Raw genomic sequence first — 18,421 nt, 5'->3', positions numbered from 1 at the left:
ATGAGCACCCAAGGCATTGTGTCTCTGCAACAGATCAACAAGTACTACGGTAATTTTCATGCACTGAAGGACATCAGCCTGGAGATTGCCCAAGGGGAAGTCGTTGCCATTCTCGGACCATCAGGCTCCGGTAAGTCGACGCTGATTCGCTGCATAAACTATTTGGAGCCCTACGAACAGGGGGATATTTATGTCGACCGTATTCGAGTACAGCCAGGGCCTGAACTGATCGAAGTGCGCAAGGATGTAGGTATGGTGTTCCAGAGCTTCAACCTGTTTCCCAACATGACAGTGTTGGAAAACATTACCCTGGGCCCGATCCGGGTGCGGGGCATGAGTCGCGAACAGGCAGAAGATAGAGCTAAGGAGTTGCTGGAAAAGGTCGGTATTGCTGAGCAGATGCACAAATACCCCGGGGCGCTTTCCGGTGGGCAGCAGCAACGGGTTGGCATTGCGCGTGCGTTGGCCAACGAACCCCGTGTGCTGTTGTTTGATGAGCCTACCTCAGCGCTGGACCCGGAAATGGTGGGTGAAGTACTGGACGTCATCAAGACGCTGGCTGATACAGGTGTGACCATGTTGCTGGTCACCCACGAGATGGGCTTTGCCCGCCATGTGGCCGACCGGATCATCTTCATGGAGGCCGGCCAGGTAGTTGAGGAAGGCGCGCCGGAGTTGATCTTCAGCAAGCCACAGGAGCCACGTACTCAAGCGTTCTTGAAGTCGGTGCTGGAGCACTGAAATACCTGGACGTTATTGATACGTATTTTGGCACTGCTGGGCATAGTCTGGCGGCCAGTGACAATAATAGGATGAATACATGACCCTTGATATCAACCTCGTCAGATCGCAGTTTCCCTCGCTGAACAGTGACTGGGTGTTCATGGATAACGCGGGTGGTGCCCAGGTTCCACGGGTAGTTGTAGAGCGAATCAGTGACTACCTACTCGGTGACAATGTGCAGCTGGGAGCAAGCTATGCGCCTAGCCAGCATGCGCGGGACAAGGTCAATGCCGGGCGCCAGGCTGTCGCCACTTTGGTCAATGCACGCCACGTCGAGGAACTGGTGTTCGGGCCCAGCTCCACCATTCAGTTCCGTCTGCTGGCTGATGCCATGACCAGTCAGTTTGCGGCTGGTGACGAGATAATCGTCACCAATACTGACCATGAAAGCCATGTCGGTCCCTGGGTTCGCCTCGCCGAGCGCAGTGGAGCCACCATCCGATTCTGGAACTGTAACCCGCAAAGCCTTGAACTGGAGCTCGATGACCTGCGTGGCCTACTCACGGATCGTACGCGACTGGTGTGTATCGCCCATGTATCAAACCTGCTGGGCACCATTAATCCGGTCAAGCAGATCGCTACCCTCGTCCATGAATACGGTGCACGGCTCTGCGTCGATGGCGTGGCATTTGCGCCTCATCGAATCATTGATGTCCAGGACTGGGATGTGGATTACTACGGCTTCAGTCTTTACAAGGTTTTCGGTCCTCACCACGCGGTACTCTATGCGAAGAAGGAGTGTCTGCTGGAGCTCGACAATATCTATCACCACTTCTTCACCCGCGACCAGATTCCCGGCAAGGTTGAGCCAGGCAATCCCAACTACGAACTCACCTACGCCTGCACGGGTATCCTCGACTATTTGCTGGGGCTGGGGGCTGTTGAGAGCGATGACCCTCGGGATAGGCTACGCAGTACATTCGCCAATATCGCTGAACATGAAGCGAGACTAACTGAGCGTCTACTGAGTTACCTGAAAACCAGGAAAGGAGTCAGGATTATTGGGCGTGATGATGCCGATATCGAACACCGTGTATCGACGGTAAGCTTTACCGTCGATGGTCGGAAATCGGATGAAATTGTCAGTAAGGTCGATGAAAGCATGGTGGGAATTCGTTATGGTGACTTCTACGCTCGGCGTCTTGCGGAAGATCTTGGTTTGATGAAAATCAACGGTGTGGTACGAATGTCCATGGTGCATTACAACAACTTTGATGAAGTCGATCGCTTGATAAAGGCGCTGGACGATGCCATGTAATATCATACTTACTGATGACAGCAGTAACGTAGAGGCGCCGAATCAAGGCGCCTTTTCTGGCGACCTCAATATTTTTATTGAATGAGTCATTGTTTGTTGAGGTTGTCTTCACCAATGCCGTAGATGTTGGCTTCTGAGCGACGTTTTTCCGACAAATCAAGACTATAGAAAATATGTTTGCAATGCTCCATCATTTCCGTCGCCGCTGCTTCTGCATCTCCAGCCTCGATCAAATCGACAAGAGTGCCATGTTCATGAGTAAGGCATAGCACTCCGGAGGAACGCTCATAGAGGGACTGGATAATGCAGAAGCGGCGAATGATTGGACGCACAATTGCGGTCAGCTCTTCATTGCCGGTCAATTCTGCCAGCAGGACATGGAAGTCGCCTGATATGCGATTGACGCTGGGCCGGTGGTCGTCGTAAACCTCGTGCTCGAGTTGCAGGTGCTCTCGTAGCGTGGCAATGCCGTCGCTATTGATACGCTCACAGGCAATGCGTGCCACGGCAGCCTCGATATGCAGCCTTGTTTCGAAGACATCGTAAGCTTCCTTGATGGAAGGCAACGAGACAAAGGCACCGCGATGCATCTCGAAGCGCACCAGACGCTCGTTCATGAGACGGTTTAGAGCGCGCCTTACTCGACTTCTTGGTGTATTGAAGGCATTCGCCAACTTAGCCTCATTCAAGCGCTCACCCGGGCGTAGATTCTTGTCGATCAAGGCATCGACAATACGGTCATACACCAGGTCTTCAGCCAAAGCGTCAGAGTTGGGTGATGAGGCTGGAGAGCTGTCCTGTTTCATGGTGTTCTTTTGCCTCGTAATGCAGCCATCTGGCTGAATGAATCTACTAGGTGAAACTAAATAGTTCTATATGGCGAATCCGTGACAATGATAGAACATAAGGACGTTGAATGCCGCTCAATTTTAGTAGTATTTTCTGGAAGTAATTGGCCACTTAAAACAATATAAACTCAAGTGTTTTCTAGGTTGTATACATATATACAGGAGACGAGTACGTGTGACTCGTCTTCAATTCAGCCGTGGCGGCTGATATGGCCACTGCTGGAGCTGGTTGACCGCTTCGATCAACAGCGGGATTTCATCGAGGCGCTCCAGGCAGTGTTTGAAGCCGCATTCCCACACCACCAGTACTCGCCAGCCGAGGCGCTCCAGCGCCTGCTGGTTGCGCTGGTCGCGGGCGATGTTGTCGGCGAACTTCTGCTGCCAGAACTCGGCCCGGGTGGCTGGAGTAGAGCAGTAGTGGCAACCGGGATGACGATGCCAGAAGCAGCCGTGAACGAAGACGGCGAGGCGATAGCGCGGCAGCACCAGATCGGGCCGGCCCGGTAGATCACGACGCTGCAGCCGAAAGCGATATCCCTCGGCATGCAGAAAGCGCCGCAGCTCCAGCTCCGGTTGGGTATCGCGCCCACGAATTGATGACATCATCCGCGAGCGGGTTTGCGGGGTAATCTTCTCGGCCATGGTGAATCCCGGGCTGCTGCGAGCCAGCCTGGCCAGTGAGTACGCCTGGCGATTACAGGCTCAGCGGCATTTCCAATTGCGGTACTTCGGCCTCGACGCGCTGGCGCGTCTTCTCTCGGGCCGCGACGATCCGCTCGTGCATCAGTTGTGCCACGGCGGCGAACACCGGCACCACCACCGAGTTGCCGAACTGGCGATAGGCCTGGGTATCCGAGACCGGAATCACAAAGTTCGATTCACCTGGCTGGTCGAAGCCCATCAACCTTGCACACTCCTGGGGAGTCAGGCGGCGCGGCCGGTTACGCTGGTTACGCTCGCCGTGGAAGGGCAGGTTCTCGTCATAGCCACGATCGACCAGAATCTCCGAGCCATCCTTGTGATAGCGCGCCGACAGTGTGCGTGCCACATCATGGGGGCCGGTAAGACCGAAGCCGAATCCGTTGCCCTTTTCACGGTGCTTCTGGGCGTACTTGTACAGGTACTCCCACAGCTTGGGCGTCAGGATGTACTTGCTGTCGACCTCGCTGTCCAGCAACTCGCCGAAGGTTGGGCGCCGCTTGGGGATGACCTTGTCGAGATCCTTGAGGGTAAAGCCCTGATGGACACCGAGGTCGCGGCGGAAGCCGACCAGCACGATGCGCTCGCGATGCTGGGGCACAAAATGTCGTGCATCGATGACCTTGGGGTCGCGGCTGCGTGGAGCATCCACATCGGCAACCTCGTAGCCCAGTTCATCGAGGGTCTCGCAGATGATGCGAAACGTCTTGCCCTTATCGTGACTCTTGAGGTTCTTGACGTTCTCGAGCAGGAAGGCGGCTGGCCGCTTGGCGGCGATGATTCGCGCTACATCGAAGAACAGTGTGCCCTGGGCATCGCACTCGAAACCGTGCTTGCGCCCCAGCGAGTTCTTCTTCGATACGCCGGCCAGAGAGAATGGCTGGCAGGGAAAGCCCGCCAGCAGCACATCATGATCGGGAATCTCGCGGTCGATGTGGCGGTAGGCGGTGTCCTCATCGACATCGGTGCGCGCGGACAGAGTGATATCGCGGATATCATGATTGAAACGGTGGCGGACAGGATCACAGAAGTGATTGGCCTTGTAGGTGCGTACCGCGTACTTGTCCCACTCAGAGGTGAACACACACTCGCCGCCGATGGCCTCGAAGCCCTTGCGTATACCGCCGATACCGGCGAAGAGGTCGATAAAACGAAAGTCAGCCTGGCGATGATTCACCGGCGGTGCCGGTAGCATCGAGACCAGCTTCTGCCATGCTGCTCTGGTGACCCGGGGCGAAGCCTTGCCCTTGACCCAACGATTGACGGTTTCACGGCACCAGTTGCCGGGGTCTGCTTCTGCCAGAGCTTCGGCGATACGACCCTGGTCGTAGACTTCCAACACTCGCTCGAGCAGTTCGCGTTCGCTGAGGCGTTCATAGGGCGAAGACTGGGACTGTTCTCGCTGGGGAGCATTGATGTCGGACAGCAGCGCCATGGGCATCTTCTCTGGGCCAAATCTGTGATGAAAAGTCACTATAACGACCAGTTTATTTCAGGCTGACGGCCAATGCCAGGCCTGTCACGATCAAGGTGATGGGGTTTTTTGCTGATTGTGGGAGGCAGATCCAATCAGAAAGAACGGTTGGGTAAAATCCGCCGCTTCCGCCAGCCGTTGGGCCAGGCTCTCCATCAGCTTGAGTCGTGAACCGTCGTGAAACACCGCATAGTAGCCGATGCGCGGTAGCGGTGGCTGCGTATCGATGACCTCCAGAGCATGGTTCCCGGCCAGGCCCGCGACACAGCGGTATGGCAGCACACTGATGCCCTGACCAGCGGTGACCAGTCCGACCAGCGCAAGCAGGTTATCGGCGGTCAGTGTCGATCCCACCACCCCCTGCTGGTGCAGCCAGCGATTGACCTGTTGGGCGAAGCCCGAGCGCTTGCCCTGGCCGATCAGGGTGTAGCCATCCAATGCCCGCAATTCCACCGGGCGCGGTTGCTTCACCAGTCCCTTGCGCGCCATGAAGGCCATTTCCACTTCGCCGACCAGCCGCGATTCGGTACCCGGCTGGGCAAAGGCCTGCTGATCTCCCGGAATCACTACCAGATCGAGTTCACCATCCTGAAACAGCTGGTACAGGGTGCGGCTCATGTCGATGTTGATATCGAGGCGCACATCGGGCCGCTGTTCGGTAAAAGATGCCAGGAACCCCGGTAGCCAGGTCAGTGCGGTGAGGTCGGTAAAGCCCAACCGGATGCGATGCAGCTGAGAGGGCTGGTGCTTGAGCTCGAGAATGCGCTGGGCCTGCTGCACGGTGGCCATGGCGTGTTCGAGCAACTGCTCGCCGTCATCGGTCAGTTGGGCGCCACGTCGGGAGCGGTCGAACAGTGTCAGCCCGGTGGTCTCCTCGAGTTCGGCGATACGCTTGGAGATGGTCGAAGGCGTGGTGTTCAGGCGCTGAGCGGCACGCTCGAAGGTGCCCAGCTCAACGATCTGCACAAAGCTTTCCAGCTGTTTGAGCGTCAGCATGAAGGTCACCGTTGGTGAATTTTATGAATGTATAAGGATGAAATTAATTCGCTTTTTTTCATCTTTGCAAGACTTCTATAGTGATTTGACGCTGTAGCTACCTGCAGCCTGGAAGACTCACTGGTGGTCTGTCGCACTTGCTGTTCACCGGCAGGCCACTCGAATAACGCCAATAAGGAGAGTCATCACCATGCAGCTTCCATTCATGCAACGCGGACGTGTAAAACACTCATTCATAAAGCATTCGTTTATAAAACATGGAAGCGTGGCGCTGGCCGCGTTCGGTCTGGCGCTGGGGATGTCCCAGTCCGCTCTGGCCGAGGATTACCCGAGCAAACCCATTCAGATGATCGTGGCCTATGGCGCCGGTGGCAGCACCGACACCATGGCGAGGATCTTTGCCAAATATGCCGAGGAACAACTGGGCCAGCGTGTCGTGGTGGTCAACAAGCCTGGCGCGGGCGGTGAGTTGGGCTGGGTGTATCTGGCCAACTCCGACCCGGACGGCTATACCATCGGTCTGATCAATTCCCCGTCGGTGGAAACACATCCCTTCACCCGTGCCGAGACGGTCGGTTACAGCATGGATGACCTTCAGCCGCTGGCCAATGTCGTCACCGATCCCGGCGTGCTGGCCGTCGCCGCAGACAGTCCCTGGCAGACGCTGGATGATCTGGTCGAGGCGGTGGAGGCCGAGCCACGTTCGGTCACCGTTTCCCACGAAGGCGTCGGCGGTGATGACCACCTTGCCGCACTCAACTTTGCCGGCGATGCCGGTATCGAACTCAACTTCGTATCCTTCAATGGCAATGCCGAGGCGACCGCCGCTCTGCTCGGCGGGCATATCGATGCCTTCGAGGGCAACATGTCGGAAGCCGCCGCGCATATCAATGATGGCGCCGTTCGCGGCCTGGCGGTGTGGTCGAACCAGCGGATGGAAGCGATTCCCGATGTGCCGACCGGCGAAGAGCTGGGCTATGACGTGGTGTCCTCTGCCTCGCGCGGACTGGCGTTGCCGGCGGGGGTACCGGATGAGGTCTACCAGCGCCTGCTCGACGTAACGCAGCAGGTGATCGAGAACCCTGAATTCGAGGCGGAGCTGGCACGGCTCAACATGCCGCTGGAGCCGATCTACGGCGAGGAATATGCGCAATCCCTGAAGGATAGCCATGATCGTCTCAAGGCGATCTGGGATCAGGAACCGTGGATTGAACAATGACACTGTATCGCATTGATCGGCTGGTGACGTTGGTTGCTGCCGTCGCCTGCTTCGCGGTGATGGTGGTGGGCTGGAACATGCGTGGTGATGCGGGAGTCTTCCCGCTCATCAGCGGCGGCCTGGGTTTGCTGGCCTGTGGCTGGCTGGCGCTGACCTGCCGCGGGGAGGCGGCCCGGAGGGAGGACGGGGAGCAACCGACACCCTTCGACCGCCAGCGCATGGGGTTGTGGTGCCTGGGGCTGTTGGCCCTGCTGGCGCTGATGGAGCCGTTGGGCACCTTTATCGTGGTGCCGCTGTTTCTGCTCTTCACCCTGAAAGTACTGGCACGCCTGAGTTGGCTGGCGGCAGTGATGCTGGCCTGCGGCTTTACGCTGATCCTCTATCTCGTCTTCGCTTACCTACTGGCGGTACCGCTGCCGATGGGGCTGCTGGCAAGCTGAGTCTGAGTTGAACCTGCAGCAAACCGGGCCTGTAACCCAGCCTGTAGAAATTAGGACTATTGCATGGATATCCTGGTAACGGCCTTCGCCAATGTGGTGGCGCCCGCGGCATTGTTGACGCTGGTGTTGGGCACTCTGGCCGGCATTCTGATCGGCTCCCTGCCGGGGCTTTCCTCGACCATGGGGGTGGCACTGTGCATCCCCATTACCTTCAATATGCCGCCGGAGCTGGCACTGATCCTGCTTGGTGCCGTGTATGTCAGCTCGGTCTACGGAGGCTCGGTAACGGCGATTCTGCTGCGAACCCCCGGCACCGATGCCTCGATTGCCACGGCGCTGGATGGCTATCCGATGGCGGTGGCGGGACGAGGTGGCGAGGCGATCGGCATGGCGACCCTGGCATCGCTGTTCGGCGGCCTGGTCAGTGTCTTCGTGCTGCTGGCCATCGCACCGCCCTTGTCGAAGGTCGCACTGGCCTTCGGCCCGCAGGAATACACCTGGCTGGCCATCTTCGGCCTGGTGACGATTGTCGGGGTGGTGTCCGAGCGACCAGTGAAGGGCGTATTGGCGGCGGCGCTGGGGTTGATTCTGGCCACCGTGGGCCTCGATGCCTTCACCGGCGAACAGCGCTACACCTTCGGTCGCAGTGAACTGTTCGATGGCGTACCGCTGCTGCCGGTATTGATCGGCCTGTTCTCGGTATCCCAGGCCTTCAACCTGTGTATTCCGCGCAGTGGCGGAGTGCTGTCGGGAAAGGCCCAGCGCCTGGCGGGTCGCAATCTGCCGTACTGGGCCGACCTCAAGCGCTGCTTTCGCACCTTGTGTCGTTCCTCGGTGATCGGCTCGATTGTCGGTATTCTGCCGGGTGCCGGGACCAGCATCGCGGCCTTCATCTCCTACAACGAAGCGCGCCGTCACGCGCCCAACCCCGAGAATTTCGGCAAGGGTGAGATCGAAGGCGTAGCGGCGTCGGAGGCGGCCAACAATGCGGTGACCGGCGGCACCCTGATTCCGACACTGACGCTGGGGATTCCCGGCAATGCCGTCACCGCCGTCTTTGTCGGTGGCCTGACAATTCACGGCATGATTCCCGGCCCCTCGCTGTTCACTCAGCATGCCGAGAGCACCTACACCCTGATCGTGTCTCTGCTGTTCGCCAATCTGATGTTTGCCGTGCTCGGCTTGTGGCTGTGTCGCTATATGGTTCAGGTCACGCGCGTGCCGGGAGCCGTGCTTGGCCCGCTGATCCTGCTGTTCAGCGTGGTCGGTACCTACGCGCTGCGTAACGAGATGTTTGATGTGTGGCTGGCGGTCGGCTGCGGCTTGCTGGGCTACTTCATGGAGCGCTGGCGCTATCCCGCCGCACCGCTGGTCATCGCCTTGATCCTCGGACCGATTCTGGAGGTCAACTTCCGCCGCGCGATGCAGATTTCCCAGTGGGATATCACCACCTTCTTCACCCGCCCGCTATCACTGGCGCTGTGCCTGCTGGTGGTGCTGGCTTTGGTCATTCCGCTGTGGCGTCGCTGGCGACAGCGTCAGGGCGCCGTTGCGTGATTTTTCCTTCTGGATGCTGGAGCTGACAACATGACAACACCCCCTGACCGGGTCGCACAGCCCGATACGCTGAGCGATGGCATTTCCGGCGAGTTATTGAGCGCGATCCGCGAGCGCTTTCATCATGTCGAGCAGTGCCCCTATACCGGCAAGCGCGTGTTCTTCGAGAATGCCGGTGGTTCACTGACCCTCAAGGCCGTTGTGCAACGTGTGGCGGAGATCGCCGCCGTGCCGGACAACGCGCACCGTGACAACGACGCCTCACGGGCCATCGAGCAACGGGTTGAGGACGGGCGCGAGGCACTGCGTGAGTTCTTCGGTGCCGAGGACGGTGTGATCATCAGCGGCGAGACCGGCAGCGAATGCCTGTTTCGCCTGATTCGTGCCGCCGCCACAGCGGCTGCGGAAGGTGGCAGCATCGTCGCCTGTGAACTGGAGCATCCCTCCAGCTTCGACGGTACTGCCCAATGGGCACGACGTACCGGTCGTGAATGGTTGACGGTGCCGTTCGATACCAGCAGTGGCCGTGTAACCGCCGAGCACTATGCCAGGGTGGTGCGAGCGGATACCCGCGTCGCCAGCATCCTGCACACCAGTCCGGTCACCGGCATGGCCCAGGACGTTGCCGCCATCGCCGCCGCCATTCGAGCCGTTGCCCCGGATTGCTACATCATCGTCGATGGCATTCAGCATGCCCCGCACGGCGATATCGACGTGGCCGATTACGGCGTCGATGGCTATGTGGTGTCGATGTACAAGACCTTCTGCCACTTCAACAACGGCTATGCGTGGCTGTCACCCCGGCTCAGCCGCGTGGATCACGACCGTTTGCTGGGCAAGCCGGACGACGCCTGGGAACTGGGAAGCCGTGACCCGGCAGCCTTCGCCGCCGTCAGCGAGATGGTCGACTATCTGGCATGGCTGGGCGGGCATTTCAGCGAGGCGACATCACGTCGCGAACGCCTGCTGGCCGCCGCACGCGCCATGCACGCCCAGGAAATCGCCCTGACCACCCGAGTGATTCACGGCACCGAAAACCTGGATGGCCTGGCCCGACTACCCGGCGTGCGTCTGATCGGCGAAGCCGACTCCCCATGGCGGGAAGGCGTGGTGTCCTTCGCGGTGGAAGGGCGTGATGCGGTGGAGATCGTCGCCCGGCTCGACGAGCACGGCATCCGCGTGCATGCCCGCAAGGACGACACCTTCTCCGGTAATATCCTGCGCCCGCTGGGACTGCCGTCGGTAACGCGCATCTCACTGGCCCACTACAACACCTTCGACGAAGTAGACCAGTGTCTGGCGGCATTGAAGGAGATTCTGGCGGCTCGGTAGTGCAATAAGTAGTGCAATAACTGGAGCGATAACGCTTCAAGGCCACGTGTCGATGGAATCTGCTTCTATCGACACGTGGCCTTGTCATGTCGATAGTATCGATATGTGCTGGATTTCGCCGTGATAAGCCTGCCCCGGTGAATCGACCGTAGAGGAGACACCCTCAGTGCTATCCTCATGGAAAATATCTATAACAACGTCTAGCTGGAGCGCGAGGCAACTCTCCGGGATTTCCGGATAGTTCGCCAGTGGGCGTGGCCTGGTGGATATCGTCAGCCGCTATGCGCAGACCTTTCTGCTGCAACGCTATGATGAGGGTCTGTTGGCCGAGTCCGATCCCACCAACAAGGACACCATGATTCGCTTGATCATGAACATGCTGGCGAGCGAAGAACAAGAAGGTTGCGGTAAGTGAAACAAACGAGATGAAACACAATCGAGAGCCGAGTTGATTGACCCTATGACCCATGACGAGGAAATGTCGTTCCTGTCCGATAAGCACCTGGCCCGCCTGGCCGGTGGGGGGGCTTTTGCGCGGGGAGAAAAATACTACCGTCAGGGACGGGTACGCGATCTTGATCGAACCGGAAGTCGTATCGTTGCTGTAGTGGATGGCAGCCAGGTCTATCGTGCTGATCTGACGCTGAGCCGCAATGGCCTGGATGGTGTCTGTATCTGCCCGGCGTCGGGCGGCTTCGATTTCTGTAAGCATTGTGTGGCTGCCGCCCTGGCCTATCGTGCCGAACTGAATGGAGAGCCTGTTGAGGCTCCGGCTGAGAAGAGTTCTTCCGGGAAAAGTGTTGGCGGAAAGGCTGTTGCCAGGGAGAGTACGGTTGAAGCGGCGATTGCGCCCGCCGAGCTGAAGAAGCGCATTACGGCGGCCTTTCCTTTTCCCCGTGATGGGCTGTTCCGATATGCGCAGGTGAGCACGTATTTCTCGCGTGCCGAGCCGCTTATGGACCTGCTGGAAAGCCAGGCGCCGCTATTGTCCCCTGAGCAACTGTTGAAGCTGGTCGATTACGCCCAGACTCGCTTGTACCGTGCGCTTGAGACCATTGATGATTCCGGCGGTTTCCGACTGCATTGCGAGGGAACACTCAAGGAATTGCACATCGAAGCCATGCAGCGCCTCGATTGGTCTGCACAGCACAAGGCGCAATATCTCCATGAACTTTCATTTGCCCATGATGGCCGAGAAAGGGAGGACTGGTACGCGCCGATTCCCGAGGCCTATCGTGAGGTGCTGGGCGATGAAGGGATGGCGGCTTTTCTTGCCATTCTGCGCCAGCAGTGGGATGCGCTACCGAAGCCCCCTGCCGGTAGTGATTGGAGCCTGACATTTCGTTTCTCTCGGATACGTGATCCCTTGCTGGAAGATGCCCGGCAACGCGGTGATCTGGAAGCTGTCCTCTCTCTATATCGCAAGACCGCCAATCAGCGGATGGATTGTATACATGCGGTACGTGACTGTATCGAACATCAGGCATGGGATCTCGCCGAACACTGGCTCGAGTTGGCGGATGAGGCCCACTCCAGCACTGGTAGATGGCAGGCAGACGTCGATAGGCTGAGAGTGACGCTATGGGAGCACCAGGAAAAGGCTGATGAAGCCGCCGAGCTGCAATGGCGGATCTATCAGCAGACACGTGAGCTGAGTGATTACCAGCGGTTGGATAGCCAGTATCGCCAGCGCGTTGTGGATGGGCTGAGTGCGAAACTGCCGGAGCCGCAATCCACCATTTCCTGCTCTTCCCGATTCCCGCTCAACATCTGTCGAGAAGCCACACAGCTGGTGGAAATTCATCTTGCCGAGGGTGATACCGATGCGGCGCTGGCCATCTGTCGCCAGTGGCACACGACACCGACAACCGTTCGTCAGTTACTCGCCAGACTCAAGGATCGTCCCGAGGATAGTCTGGAGCTGTTTCTGCAGTTGATTCGTGGCGAGGTCGAGCAGGCCAATGACCGTGGTTATCGCAATGCCATTGGCCTGCTTGAGCGTTATCGCAAGACGCTCAAGACCAGTACACAGCAGGAAACACTCAGGCATGCGATTGATGAATTGCGTGAAGTGCACCAGAAGAAGCGCAAGTTCATCGGTTATATGGATGAAGCCGGGTTTGAGTGACGTTACACCATCTTGCCCGGGTTCATGATGCCCTGTGGGTCGAGGGCCATCTTGATCGCCCGCATCACGCTCAGTGCCTCGCCGTGTTCATTGGTCATGTAGTGGCGTTTACCGAGGCCAATGCCGTGTTCGCCGGTGCAGGTGCCGCCGGCGGCCAGGGCGCGCTGGACCAGGCGTTCGTTGAAGGCCTTGAGCTGCTCGATTTCCTGTTCGCTGTCGCGATCGATCACCACCACCAGATGGAAGTTGCCGTCGCCGACATGGCCCAGCAGTGGCGCCACCAGGCCGGTTGCGCTGACATCCTGCTGGGTGGCTTCGATGCACTCGGCGAGCTTCGAGATCGGTACGCAGATATCAGTGGCGAGAAACTCCATCCCCGGCCGCAGTTGCTTGGCGGCGTAGGCGGCATCATGGCGCGCCTGCCACAGCTTCTGACGGTCTTCCTCGCGAGTCGCCCAGGCGAAGTCGCTGCCGCCGAAGTCGTTGCAGATCTCGGCCAGCGCCTCGGCCTGTTCACGCACACTGGCGTGGGTGCCGTGGAACTCGAGAAATAGTGTCGGCTTCTCGGCGTAGTCGAGGTGGGAGAAGCGATTGACCGCCTGCATCGACAGCGCGTCGAGCAACTCGATGCGCGCCATGGGGATGCCGTACTGGATCGAGGCAATCACGCTGTTGACGGCGCCTTCGACATCCTCGAAGGCCACGGTAGCGGAAGAGATCGCCTCAGGCAGCCCATGCAGTTTGACGGTCAACTCGGTGATGATGCCCAGCGTGCCCTCGGCACCGATCATCAGGTGAGTCAGGTCGTAACCTGCCGCAGACTTGCGTGCCCGCCCTCCGGTGCGCACGATACGGCCATCCGCCATCACCACCGTCAGTGACAGCACATTGTCGCGAATGGTGCCATAGCGCACGGTATTGGTGCCGCTGGCGCGGGTCGAGGCCATGCCACCCATGCTGGCATCGGCTCCCGGATCGACGGAAAAGAACAGCCCGGTGGCGCGCAGGTCGGTGTTCAACTGGGTGCGAGTCACCCCCGGCTGCAGCGTGGCGTCCATGTCCTCGGGGCGTACTTCGATGATCCGGTTCATCGCCGATAGATCGACACACAACCCACCGCGCACGGCGATGACCTGACCCTCGATCGAGGTGCCCACGCCGTAGGGAATCACCGGCACGGCCAGCCGCGCACAGGCCTTGACCACCGCCGAGACTTCCTCGGTCGAATGCGGAAAGCACACCGCATCCGGCGGTGAGGGGTGATGCCAGGATTCATCGTGTCCGTGCTGATCACGAATCCCCTGGGCGGTGGTAATCCGCTTGCCCAGCAGCGGTTCGAGTTCCGCGACCAGCGTGGCGATGACCTGAGCGGAAGGGCGCTCTGGCAGGATCACATGCGGGGGGGACGATGCGGCAAGAGATGCGTCGGCAGCGGACATGGGGGCTCCGTCGAGGTGGTAAGCAGGCTATTTATATTTGCCTCCAGCATACCTCAGGATACGGGTGGGGAGGGATGCTGTACGACTGTGAATCCAACCCGAAAACTGGTGATGTGGCATAAGCCACAAAGCGTCACTCTATATTCTGGATCTGCTCGCGCATCTGTTCGATCAGCACCTTGAGCTCCACGGCGCAGCGGGTGGTGTCGGCGACCACTGACTTGGATGACAGGGTGTTGGCCTCGCGGTTGAGTTCCTGCATCAGGAAGTCGAGGCGGCGGCCGACGGGTCCCTTCTGCTTGAGCTGACGGGCCACTTCAGTGACGTGGGTGTCGAGGCGGTCGAGCTCTTCGGCGACATCAGCCTTGTGAGCCATCAGTACCACTTCTGCTTCGAGACGCTGGGGGTCCAGCTCGGCGCTCAGGTCAGCCAGCTTCTCTTCGAGTTGGGTGCGCTGGCGCTGGAGAATTTCCGGCATGCGTGCACGCACTTCAGCGACCAATTCGCTGATCGAGGCAAGGCGCTCTTCTATCAGGCTCTTGAGCTTCTCACCCTCGCGTTGACGACCCTCGATCAGGTCACTCAGTGCCTGGTCGAACAGGGTGGTGGTCGCCTGCTTGATGGCGTCCATGTCGAGACCTGAGCTCTGCAGCACGCCGGGGTGGTCAAGCAGGGCCAGCGCATTGGGCATGGGTGCATCAGGCAATGTTCTACGTACCTCGTCGAGGGCGAAGGACAATGCGGCGAGACGCTCCTGATTGACCGACAACGTCTGGTTGGCCTCACTGGCCTCGAAGCGCAGAGTGCACTCCACCTTGCCGCGGTGCAGGCGGTTGCGCAGGGTTTCGCGGAAGCTGGATTCCAGCTCGCGCAATGCCTCCGGCAAGCGGAAATGAGGTTCCAGATAGCGCTGGTTCACCGAGCGCAGCTCCAGCTGTAGCGTGCCCCAATCGGCATCGTGTTGCTGGCGGGCAAAGGCGGTCATGCTGTGAACCATGGCATATCTCCTCGATTCAGGGTGCGCAGGGGATCAGCAATTGATCGCTGAACGACGGACAGTTGAGCGGCTGACAGGTGCACTGTGCAGCTCATTCCAGACCCTGATGGCATTGATGTGTCCAATTTCGCAAGCGCAGTGTACCCGATTCCGGGGCGATCCCGTGTAGAATGAGCGCCCATTTCCCAAATTCATGCTCTGTGTCGTCAGCGATGGCATTGAGCGAGAGAGGTGCCATGTCTTCGGACATTCGACGTCCCAGCGGTCGCGCTTTTGATCAAAGCCGTGAAGTTCGCATCACCCGCGATTATACCCGCCACGCCGAGGGTTCGGTGCTGGTGGAGTTTGGTGATACCAAGGTGATCTGTACTGCCAGTGTCGAGGCGGGCGTTCCACGTTGGTTGCGCGGCAAGCGTCAAGGTTGGGTCACGGCTGAGTACGGCATGTTGCCACGAGCAACCCACACCCGGAGCGGCCGTGAGGCGGCGCGAGGCAAGCAGGGGGGGCGCACCCTGGAGATTCAGCGGCTGATCGGCCGTTCACTGCGTGCGGCGGTAAATCTCAAGAAGCTTGGCGAGTTCACCATCACCGTGGATTGCGACGTGATCCAGGCGGATGGTGGTACTCGCACCGCATCCATTACAGGCGGCTGTGTGGCTCTGGTTGATGCCATTCGTCATCTGCAGCGCGAGAAACTGATCAGTTCCGATCCGTTCAAGCAGTTGATCAGCTCGATCTCGGTGGGGCTGTACAAGGGCCTGCCGGTGGTTGACCTTGACTACCCGGAAGACTCCTCCGCCGACACCGACATGAACGTGGTGCTGAGTGAGAGTGGCGAGATGATCGAGGTGCAGGGCACCGCGGAGTCCGGCAGCTTCAAGCGCGAGCAGCTCAATGCCATGCTCGACCTGGCCGACAAGGCAGGAGCCGAGCTGTTTGCCCATCAGCGTGAGGCGCTTGGTTTCTGCAAGTGACCTGCTGCCCGTAACGTTCTGCCCAGTAGCTTTCTGGCAGACACGCGTCGCAGCCCCCAATCACAACGCCGGCCTCCATTCGGGGCCGGCGTTGCGATATCCGGCCCCGGACCAGGGCCAGACGGCGACACGGGACGGGCTTTACAGTGGCAGGTCGTACTCGACGATCAGCGGAGCGTACTCCGAGAAAGTGGCATCGTAGTCGATCCAGGCGTCGGTGATGTGCCGACGGAAGTTGGGTCCGACGATCTGGTAATCGAGACGCCAACCCTCCTGGCGAGTACGCGGCACTTCGGAATCCAGCTTCGGCCACCAGGTGTATTCATCGCCATCGCGATTGATCTCGCGGAAGGTATCGATGAAGCCGGTCGGACCGAACACCTGATCCATCCAGGCACGCTCGTCAGGCTTGAAGCCCGGTGTGCTCTGGTTGTCCGACCAGTTGGCCAGATCGATGGTCTTGTGCGCGATGTGCCAGGTGCCGCAGATGATGTACTCACGGCGTTTGCGAGCCATCTTGGACAGGTATTCCTGATACTGAGCCATGAACGCCTGCTTGGCGGCCGGATCACTACCGTCAGGCATCAGGAAACTGGCGATGCTGAAACGATCGTAGTCCGCCTGCAGGAAGCGGGCCTCATGATCACACTGCGGAAAGCCCAGGCCGTACATGATGGCCTTGGGAATCTTGCGGCAGTAGATCCCTACACCGGAGAAACCGTCTTCTTCGGCATCGAGGAAATAACCCTCATAGCCTTCCGGGTAGAGAATGCTGTCGTCCAGTTCGAAGCTTTTGGCCTTGAGATTCTGGACGCAGACAACGTCGGCGTCCTGGTTGGCAAGCCAGTCGAGAAAGCCTCGACCGACGGCCTCGCGGATGCCGTTGACATTGATGCTGGCGATTTTCATACGTGGTCCCTTTTGCGTCGCGCGTGTATGATACCCGACGTTTCGACGTTTGGGTAAATGGCCCCGATTGATAAACATGATAAGGAGGCCTCGTGGCTGACAATGCAACAGACCAGCCAGGCGCAGCGCGCCTCGAACCTTACCAGCGGGAATTCATCGAATTCGCCATCGAGCAGGGCGTGCTCGGCTTCGGTGAATTCACCCTCAAGTCGGGCCGTGTGAGTCCTTATTTCTTCAATGCCGGGTTGTTCAAGACTGGCAGTGCTCTCGCTCGCCTTGGGCGATTCTATGCACAGGCCATCAGCAACAGCGGCTTGTCGGCCGACGTTTTGTTTGGTCCGGCGTACAAGGGTATCTCGCTGGCAGCCACTACAGCAGTGGCCCTCGCCGATCATCATGACCGCGATATGCCTTTTGCGTTCAATCGTAAGGAGGCAAAGGATCATGGCGAAGGCGGAAATATCGTCGGCGCGACGCTCGAAGGGCGTATCCTGATTATCGACGATGTGATCACCGCGGGTACCGCCATCGGCGAAGTGATGGGCCTGATCCAGGCTGCCGGGGCTGAGGCTGCCGGTGTGGTGGTTGCACTGGACCGCCAGGAGCGTGCCAGCGAGGAAAGCGAGCTGAGCGCCATCCAGCAGGTTGAAGCGCGTTACGGCATGCCGGTGATCAGTATCGTCAACCTGGAGCAGGTCCTCACCTGGCTGGAAGCCCATGCCGGTGATTCCCTCAAGGGGTATGCTGACGCTATCCGTGCGTACCGCGATCGCTACGGCATTCGCACCTGATCTTCTCTCCATGAATCACCATTGCCAGTGCCCAACCAGGGCACTGCCCTGGTGATTTGCCGTCCGTCAGCCACGGGGTTGCTCTGCTATGCTCGACGTGGTGCTGTATCAGCCCGAAATTCCGCCGAACACCGGCAACTTGATCCGACTCTGTGCCAATACCGGCTTTCGCCTGCACTTGATCGAGCCGCTTGGCTTCGAGCTCGATGATAAGCGTCTCCGGCGCGCCGGGCTCGATTACCATGAATGGGCTCGAGTGCAGGTGCATGCCGATTGGGACGCTTTTGTGACAAGTGTAGAACCTTCACGAATCTTTGCCGTATCGACGCGCGGGCGCTGCGGCTACCATCAGCCGCAGTATCAGCCGGGAGATGCGCTGGTGTTTGGTCCCGAGACTCGAGGTTTACCCCAGGCGTTGCTTGATGCCCTGCCGCCCGAGCAGCGGTTGCGCTTGCCGATGTTGCCGGATAGCCGCAGCCTCAATCTCTCCAATGCCTGTGCCATCCTCGTGTTCGAGGCCTGGCGGCAGCTCGGCTTTGCCGGCGCAGCACAGGTGGATACCGAGTCGTCATCATGA

General features: G+C 59.1%; 18 protein-coding genes. 11 read left to right on the top strand and 7 right to left on the bottom strand.

The features are described from left to right. Complete coding sequence (locus tag AR456_RS20345) at window positions 1-741, top strand: amino acid ABC transporter ATP-binding protein (protein ID WP_021819444.1); 741 nt, start codon at window positions 1-3, stop codon at window positions 739-741. A 79-nt stretch (window positions 742-820) separates the two neighbouring features. Further along, window positions 821-2,041, top strand: a complete 1,221-nt coding sequence (locus tag AR456_RS20340; protein ID WP_021819443.1) for a cysteine desulfurase-like protein — start codon at window positions 821-823, stop codon at window positions 2,039-2,041. Window positions 2,042-2,127: 86 nt separating this feature from the next. Here AR456_RS20340 and AR456_RS20335 read toward each other — a convergent pair whose 3' ends face one another. From AR456_RS20335 to AR456_RS20320, 4 genes are all read right to left on the bottom strand, one after another. Then, window positions 2,128-2,847 carry a GntR family transcriptional regulator gene (locus AR456_RS20335; protein WP_021819442.1) on the bottom strand — a complete coding sequence of 240 codons (720 nt, stop codon included), beginning with the start codon at window positions 2,845-2,847 and terminating at the stop codon, window positions 2,128-2,130. Between the two features lie 228 nt (window positions 2,848-3,075). Next, window positions 3,076-3,531, bottom strand: coding sequence for a very short patch repair endonuclease (locus AR456_RS20330; RefSeq protein ID WP_021819441.1), 456 nt, complete (start codon window positions 3,529-3,531; stop codon window positions 3,076-3,078). 52 nt (window positions 3,532-3,583) lie between these two features. Next, the gene (gene dcm / locus AR456_RS20325; protein ID WP_021819440.1) at window positions 3,584-5,023 is read right to left on the bottom strand and encodes a DNA (cytosine-5-)-methyltransferase; all 1,440 of its coding nucleotides are present in this window, start codon (window positions 5,021-5,023) and stop codon (window positions 3,584-3,586) included. A 90-nt stretch (window positions 5,024-5,113) separates the two neighbouring features. Continuing rightward, window positions 5,114-6,058: a LysR family transcriptional regulator gene (locus AR456_RS20320; protein ID WP_021819439.1), complete on the bottom strand. Its 945-nt coding sequence runs from the start codon at window positions 6,056-6,058 to the stop codon at window positions 5,114-5,116. Window positions 6,059-6,356: 298 nt separating this feature from the next. On the opposite strand from AR456_RS20320, the gene AR456_RS20315 reads away from it, so the two are divergent. From AR456_RS20315 to AR456_RS20295, 6 genes are all read left to right on the top strand, one after another. Further along, on the top strand, window positions 6,357-7,277 hold the full coding sequence (locus tag AR456_RS20315; RefSeq protein ID WP_162148482.1) for a tripartite tricarboxylate transporter substrate binding protein: 921 nt from the start codon (window positions 6,357-6,359) through the stop codon (window positions 7,275-7,277). Beyond that, window positions 7,274-7,717 carry a tripartite tricarboxylate transporter TctB family protein gene (locus tag AR456_RS20310; protein ID WP_021819437.1) on the top strand — a complete coding sequence of 148 codons (444 nt, stop codon included), beginning with the start codon at window positions 7,274-7,276 and terminating at the stop codon, window positions 7,715-7,717. The genes AR456_RS20315 and AR456_RS20310 overlap by 4 nt, the downstream gene beginning before the upstream one ends. Window positions 7,718-7,780: 63 nt before the next feature. Next, entirely contained in the window at window positions 7,781-9,274 is a 1,494-nt protein-coding gene (locus AR456_RS20305; RefSeq protein WP_021819436.1) for a tripartite tricarboxylate transporter permease, read from the top strand. Between the two features lie 30 nt (window positions 9,275-9,304). Next, window positions 9,305-10,606, top strand: a complete 1,302-nt coding sequence (locus tag AR456_RS20300; RefSeq protein ID WP_021819435.1) for an aminotransferase class V-fold PLP-dependent enzyme — start codon at window positions 9,305-9,307, stop codon at window positions 10,604-10,606. Between the two features lie 262 nt (window positions 10,607-10,868). Then, the gene (locus tag AR456_RS21525) at window positions 10,869-11,021 is read left to right on the top strand and encodes a hypothetical protein (protein ID WP_021819434.1); all 153 of its coding nucleotides are present in this window, start codon (window positions 10,869-10,871) and stop codon (window positions 11,019-11,021) included. A 33-nt stretch (window positions 11,022-11,054) separates the two neighbouring features. Then, window positions 11,055-12,734 (top strand): SWIM zinc finger family protein, encoded by a 1,680-nt coding sequence (locus tag AR456_RS20295; RefSeq protein ID WP_155829283.1) that lies wholly within the window; start codon window positions 11,055-11,057, stop codon window positions 12,732-12,734. Between the two features lie 2 nt (window positions 12,735-12,736). Here AR456_RS20295 and AR456_RS20290 read toward each other — a convergent pair whose 3' ends face one another. Both AR456_RS20290 and AR456_RS20285 read right to left on the bottom strand, forming a co-directional pair. Next, window positions 12,737-14,173, bottom strand: coding sequence for an FAD-binding oxidoreductase (locus tag AR456_RS20290; RefSeq protein ID WP_021819432.1), 1,437 nt, complete (start codon window positions 14,171-14,173; stop codon window positions 12,737-12,739). A 133-nt stretch (window positions 14,174-14,306) separates the two neighbouring features. Then, complete coding sequence (locus AR456_RS20285; protein WP_021819431.1) at window positions 14,307-15,170, bottom strand: YicC/YloC family endoribonuclease; 864 nt, start codon at window positions 15,168-15,170, stop codon at window positions 14,307-14,309. A gap of 236 nt (window positions 15,171-15,406) precedes the next feature. Here AR456_RS20285 and rph point away from each other — a divergent pair, with 236 nt between their 5' ends. Then, window positions 15,407-16,144, top strand: a complete 738-nt coding sequence (gene rph / locus AR456_RS20280) for a ribonuclease PH (RefSeq protein ID WP_021819430.1) — start codon at window positions 15,407-15,409, stop codon at window positions 16,142-16,144. 141 nt (window positions 16,145-16,285) lie between these two features. Here the strand turns inward: rph and AR456_RS20275 are convergent, their stop codons facing one another. After that, on the bottom strand, window positions 16,286-17,053 hold the full coding sequence (locus tag AR456_RS20275; RefSeq protein ID WP_021819429.1) for an exodeoxyribonuclease III: 768 nt from the start codon (window positions 17,051-17,053) through the stop codon (window positions 16,286-16,288). Window positions 17,054-17,145: 92 nt separating this feature from the next. Between AR456_RS20275 and pyrE the strand changes: the two genes are divergently transcribed. Next, entirely contained in the window at window positions 17,146-17,844 is a 699-nt protein-coding gene (gene pyrE, locus AR456_RS20270; RefSeq protein WP_021819428.1) for an orotate phosphoribosyltransferase, read from the top strand. An 88-nt stretch (window positions 17,845-17,932) separates the two neighbouring features. Continuing rightward, complete coding sequence (gene trmL, locus AR456_RS20265) at window positions 17,933-18,421, top strand: tRNA (uridine(34)/cytosine(34)/5-carboxymethylaminomethyluridine(34)-2'-O)-methyltransferase TrmL (protein ID WP_021819427.1); 489 nt, start codon at window positions 17,933-17,935, stop codon at window positions 18,419-18,421.

Origin of the sequence: Halomonas huangheensis, from assembly GCF_001431725.1 — a bacterium.
Lineage (GTDB): Bacteria > Pseudomonadota > Gammaproteobacteria > Pseudomonadales > Halomonadaceae > Halomonas > Halomonas huangheensis.
The sequence above is the reverse complement of the archived record's forward strand: the minus strand, read 5'-3'. Positions and strand labels throughout refer to the sequence as shown.